We start from the raw sequence: 5,048 nt of genomic DNA on the forward strand, positions 1-5,048 counted from the left end.
CTCTTCGACCATGCACCGTCAATCGGGCATGATAGTGATAGTCCATCCGTTCCTCCGGAAACTTCTATTTGCTCGTCACAAACAGAATCTCCAGATACAAACGGATGGACAACAACCTCTTGAAACATCACAGGTGCCCCACCCATCGCAAAATCGGGGCCCCGACGAATTTATTCGTTGGGGTGAGAAGGTGATGGGCGGGATTTTACAGAAATAGCCCCTGAAACTATTTCGATATCGAAGCATCTATTCCTCTGTATGCAAATAGGAATTGACAGCTTCGTGGACTGCACGCCGGATGCCGCCGGCAATCTCGTTCCTGCGCAGCAGCGTATGGCAGATCTGATGGAAGAGATCGCGCTCGCTGACAAGGTCGGTCTCGCCGCGTTTGGAATTGGCGAGCATCACCGGCCCGACTATCTGGCCAGTTCGCCGTCGACCATTCTTGCGGCGGCTGCCGCCATCACGAAACAGATCCGTCTGCAGAGTTCGGTCACCGTGCTGAGCTCCGACGACCCCGTGCGAGTCTTTCAGCAGTTCGCCACCGTGGACCTCATCTCGAACGGACGTGCCGAGATTGTTGTGGGCCGCGGCTCATTTACTGAGTCTTACCCGCTCTTCGGTTTCGACCTTAAGCACTACGACGAGCTCTTCTCCGAGAAGCTTGATCTGCTGCTTAAGCTGCGCGAGCAGGCCAACATCACCTGGGAAGGGAAGCTTCGTTCGTCGCTTAACGGGGAAGGTGTCTATCCTCGCCCGGTGCAGCAGAAGCTTCCGGTATGGCTGGGAGTTGGTGGAACGCCGCAGTCGTTCGCACGTGCGGGTGTTCTTGGACTTCCGCTGATGGTGGCAATCATCGGCGGGGAACCACACCGGTTCCGCCCGTTGATCGACCTCTACCGCAAGATCTATCTTCAGGCGGGACATCCGGAGCAAGACATGAAGGTTGGGCTGCATGTGCTTGGATTCCTTGCGGATACGGATAGGCAGGCAGGCGATACCATGTTTCCCGTCTGGCAGCGCCAGTTTGCCAAGATCGGCGCCGAGCGGGGCTGGGGAGCACCGCCGACACGGGCTCAGTTTGACGGTAACGCCTCTCCCATGGGAGCGTTCTTCGTGGGCAGTCCCGATACGGTTGCAGCCAAGTTGAAGTATGTGGACGAGGCGCTGGGCGGCGTGGACCGCGTGAACGTCCAGCTCACCTCCGGTACGTTGCCGCATCAGGACGTGATGCATGCGATCAAACTGCTTGGCACTGCGGCTGAGGCTGCAACGAAATAAGCAGGGAACAGGAAGGGCGCCGTGCTTCGGCGCCCTTCAGGAATCTCAACTATCCCTCTGAAAACGAGGGAGATTTGACCTGAAGCCTGCAAGGGTCATACACTGACTTAGGTGAGTGGTGGCGCGGCAGCAAAGCGCGACTCTCCCGGCCAATCTAAGTATTGCCCTCTCGTTCAATGGTAGGACAGTCGGCTCTGAACCGATCAATCGGGGTTCGAATCCCTGGGGGGCAACCAATGAAAATAAACCGTTTAGAATCAGTAACATAAAATCCCAATCAGGGATTCGAACTGACCCTAAGCTGCCCCCGAAACTCCCCCTCTAAATCTGAGCTTTTTCTCACTAAGGCAAGTTTTATCAATAGGTTGCGCTGTCTCTAGCACGTGGCAGAACTCGTCTTATGGACTTCCAGCAGTCAAAAAAAAGGGGTATGAATTGGGGTACGATCAAAGCGAAAACCTGGGTACAGAAAGCCGTCTTGGTTCGATTTGTCTACGACAGAATTACGCCTGCTTCCTGCCAGACAACTTCGCACCAATGGATCACCTCTACCCAGGCTTGATCTTCGCCGGAATCCGTGATGAGCGGTCGCTTTCAAGACGCGATACCGGGACTGTTCGGCGCCGGCAAGCGCCTTGGCCCTGATGCAGCCGAGCTTCTCGACCAGGTCCCGGACGATGATCGTCGCCTGTTCGCATCAATCGAACTTGCCGCCGCCCTGGCTGGCGTTCCCGAATCGCCCACCCGCAGCAGAGGCGACCGCCTCCGTGAGAAGTTAGGGGGAGGACGGAAGGCGGCGGGAAACTCCCTGCTCCGACAACGCAATCTACATCCGAGACCGACGGGATATCCCCGGTGTGTCCAGTCTTCTGCTGAACTGAGTATGTTGAGGAATAGAGAAGCCGGAAGGTATGTCAAGAATCTCCTGCCCTCCTGAGATGCTTGCGGACGGAGATGATCGATGCAGCAGGGCTGACGGTGACTGCCGCTGCTCTGCAAATGTTTAGGACAGGCTGCAATGGAGAGTTACCCGAGCCGACATATTAATAGCTCACGTTCGTAGATCATCTCTGGTGGCAAGTGATCGTGCAAGGTGAGGAACAATTCTTCGTGCCCCATGATTTCCCTACGCCATGCGGCTCGGTCGACCCGCTGCAGGTGCTCGAAGCTCGCCCCGGAGAATGCCAACCCGTCCCAGTTGATGTCCCCGAATTGGGGTGTCCAGCCTATGGGGGTTTCGCTGGCATGGATACGGCCTCTTACACGTTCGACGATCCATCTCAGGATGCGCATATTCTCACTAAAGCCAGGCCATAGGAACCTATCGTTTTCATCTTTGCGGAACCAGTTGACATGGAAGACGCGGGGCATTGCGGAGACGGTGCGCTGCATTCGGATCCAGTGCCGGAAGTAGTCACCCATGTGATAGCCACAGAACGGGAGCATCGCCATTGGGTCCCGCCGTACCTTGCCAAGGACACCGGTAGCGGCGGCGGTGGTTTCAGATCCCATCGTGGCGCCGAGGTAGACACCTGAGCTCCAGTTGAATGCCTGAAAGACCAAGGGAATGGTTGAGGATCGCCGTCCACCGAACACGATCGCGCTAATAGGTACGCCGTCTGGGTCTTCCCAAGCTGGATCGATTGTCGGACACTGCGAGGCGGGCRCAGTAAACCTTCCATTCGGATGAGCAGCTGTCGCGCCTGTCTTCGCAGCGATCTCCGGGGTCCAGCGCTGACCTCGCCAATCGATGCATTCGGCTGGGGGCCTTTCGGTCATGCCCTCCCACCAGACGCCGCCTTCGGGAGTTACGGCGACATTGGTAAAGATCGTGTTCCGCCGCAAGGTGGCCATCGCATTGGGATTGGTTTTTTCTGATGTCCCTGGCGCGACGCCGAAGAAGCCGGCCTCGGGGTTGATGGCTCTCAGCTTGCCGTCTRCATCTGGCCGGATCCAGGCGATGTCGTCGCCGACAGTGGATACCTTCCATCCCTCCAGGCCRGGCGGCGTGAGCATCATAGCGAAGTTCGTTTTTCCGCAGGCAGAAGGGAAGGCTGCTGCCACGTAGGTTTTTTCTCCATGCGGGTCCTCTAACCCCAGGATGAGCATGTGTTCCGCCATCCAATTCTCGTCGCGGGCTATGTTGGAGGCGATTCTGAGCGCGAAGCATTTTTTTCCGAGCAGGGCGTTCCCGCCATAACCCGAGCCGTAACTCCATATCTCCCTTGTTTCAGGGAAGTGGACGATGTACTTCTCTTTGTTGCAGGGCCATGGTACATCGGCTTCACCCGGAGCGAGTGGAGCGCCGACGCTATGAACGCACGGCACTACACGTTGCTGTCCCTTTTCGATTTCATCGAGCACCGGCTGCCCGATGCGGGTCATGATGCGCATGTTGACGACTGCGTATGCCGAATCGGTGAGCTGCACGCCGATTCGGGAGAAGGCCGATCCCACCGGTCCCATGCTGAATGGGAGCACGTACATGGTCCTGCCGCGCATGCAGCCACGAAAGATTTTCTTCAGCGTACGGCGCATGACGAATGGATCTTCCCAGTTATTGGTGGGGCCGGCGTCGTCTTTTGAGAGAGAGCAAATGAAGGTTCGCTCTTCTACGCGAGCTACGTCCACTGCATCTGATCTCGCGGCAAAGCACCCTGGCCATAGCTGATTGTTGAGCCTGGTGAAGGTGCCGTTCTCGACGAGTGTGTCGCAGAGGTATCGATACTCATCTTCGGTGCCATCAACCCAGTGAATGGAAGACGGCTGCATGAGATCGGCCATCTTTTCCACCCACCGCACGAGATGCTTGTTTGTCGTTGGTGTGCTGACCGCCGCTGTTGCCATAAGTCTAGGAACCTCCACTCAAAGTTGCGTTTTAAGACGTGTCGGGGGGATGCAGGCATCGCTCCTGACCTGGGTAACGCTGATATGTCGACTGCAGCCTGAAGCAGTTCAGTGAGTGCCGATGACCGGATGCCTTTCTTTGACCRACGACTTTCTTTCCGGCAATGACTCCACATGATGTGTGGTTACTACAGATACCTGTTCGGCGGTCTTCAACGCGGTCCATTCGTGCAGTAACGGCAACTCAACGCGTAGTGTTGTGCCGTGTCCTTCGATGCTAGAGACCGTAACCGTACCATGGTGCGCTATACATATCGATTTCACGATGGCCAGGCCCAACCCTATTCCGCCTGACCCGCGCGACCTCGTCTTGTCTGCCCTGAAGAAGCGTTCGAACACAAGGGGGAGGGCATCCACAGGAATACCGATGCCAGTATCCGATACTTCCAGCGCGGCTAGGGATCCCTCTGCGGCGATAGACATTGCGACGCTGCCATTGGCTGGGGTGTACTTGATGGCATTGTCAAGCAGGTTGGCGACGACCTGTTTCAAGCGCATGGCATCGCCCATCACATAAATGCTTCCCGAGGTGGCGCAGGTCAGTTTGATCTCCTTTTCCTCGGCCAACAAACTCATATGATCCAGCGTCTCTGTGGCCAGAGCTATCAGGTCAACCGGCATCATCGCCATCTGCTCACTTCCACCTTCGAGGCGGGAGATCGTCATGAGGCTTTCGACGATATGAGACATTCGATCGCTTTCTTCGAGAGCACTTCCGATTCCTTCGATGAGAGCTGGCGACAACATCGGGGTCTGCATCACAACCTCGAGCTCACCTCGAATAATGGTCAGAGGTGTCCTCAATTCGTGGGAGGCATCCGCAGAGAAGCGGCGGTTGTGGGCGACAGTCTCCTCAAGGC

At 56.6% G+C, this 5,048-nt stretch carries 4 protein-coding genes and 1 tRNA gene; 3 read left to right on the plus strand and 2 right to left on the minus strand.

Features of this window, described 5'->3' with window-relative positions:
- The 3 genes from AB4043_RS14020 to AB4043_RS14030 form a co-directional block, all read left to right on the plus strand.
- Positions 1-217 (plus strand): hypothetical protein (locus AB4043_RS14020; RefSeq protein ID WP_442303229.1); only part of this gene is annotated, 217 nt, incomplete at its 5' end.
- Between the two features lie 41 nt (positions 218-258).
- Positions 259-1,281 (plus strand): LLM class flavin-dependent oxidoreductase, encoded by a 1,023-nt coding sequence (locus tag AB4043_RS14025; protein ID WP_442303228.1) that lies wholly within the window; start codon positions 259-261, stop codon positions 1,279-1,281.
- Positions 1,282-1,443: 162 nt separating this feature from the next.
- Positions 1,444-1,517: transfer RNA gene (locus tag AB4043_RS14030), tRNA-Gln, on the plus strand.
- Positions 1,518-2,307: 790 nt separating this feature from the next.
- Here the strand turns inward: AB4043_RS14030 and AB4043_RS14035 are convergent.
- Together AB4043_RS14035 and AB4043_RS14040 are read right to left on the minus strand one after the other, a co-directional pair.
- Positions 2,308-4,128 carry a phosphoenolpyruvate carboxykinase (GTP) gene (locus tag AB4043_RS14035; protein WP_442307316.1) on the minus strand — a complete coding sequence of 607 codons (1,821 nt, stop codon included), beginning with the start codon at positions 4,126-4,128 and terminating at the stop codon, positions 2,308-2,310.
- A gap of 108 nt (positions 4,129-4,236) precedes the next feature.
- On the minus strand, positions 4,237-5,048 hold an 812-nt coding region (locus AB4043_RS14040), incomplete at its 5' end, for a sensor histidine kinase (RefSeq protein ID WP_442307317.1).

The organism is Terriglobus sp. YAF25 (genome assembly GCF_052113305.1).
Lineage (GTDB): Bacteria > Acidobacteriota > Terriglobia > Terriglobales > Acidobacteriaceae > Terriglobus.

Excerpts from the sequence above, each read along its gene's own strand:
- AB4043_RS14025 (WP_442303228.1), top strand. The coding sequence starts at position 259 with ATGCAAATAGGAATTGACAGCTTCGTGGACTGCACGCCGGATGCCGCC.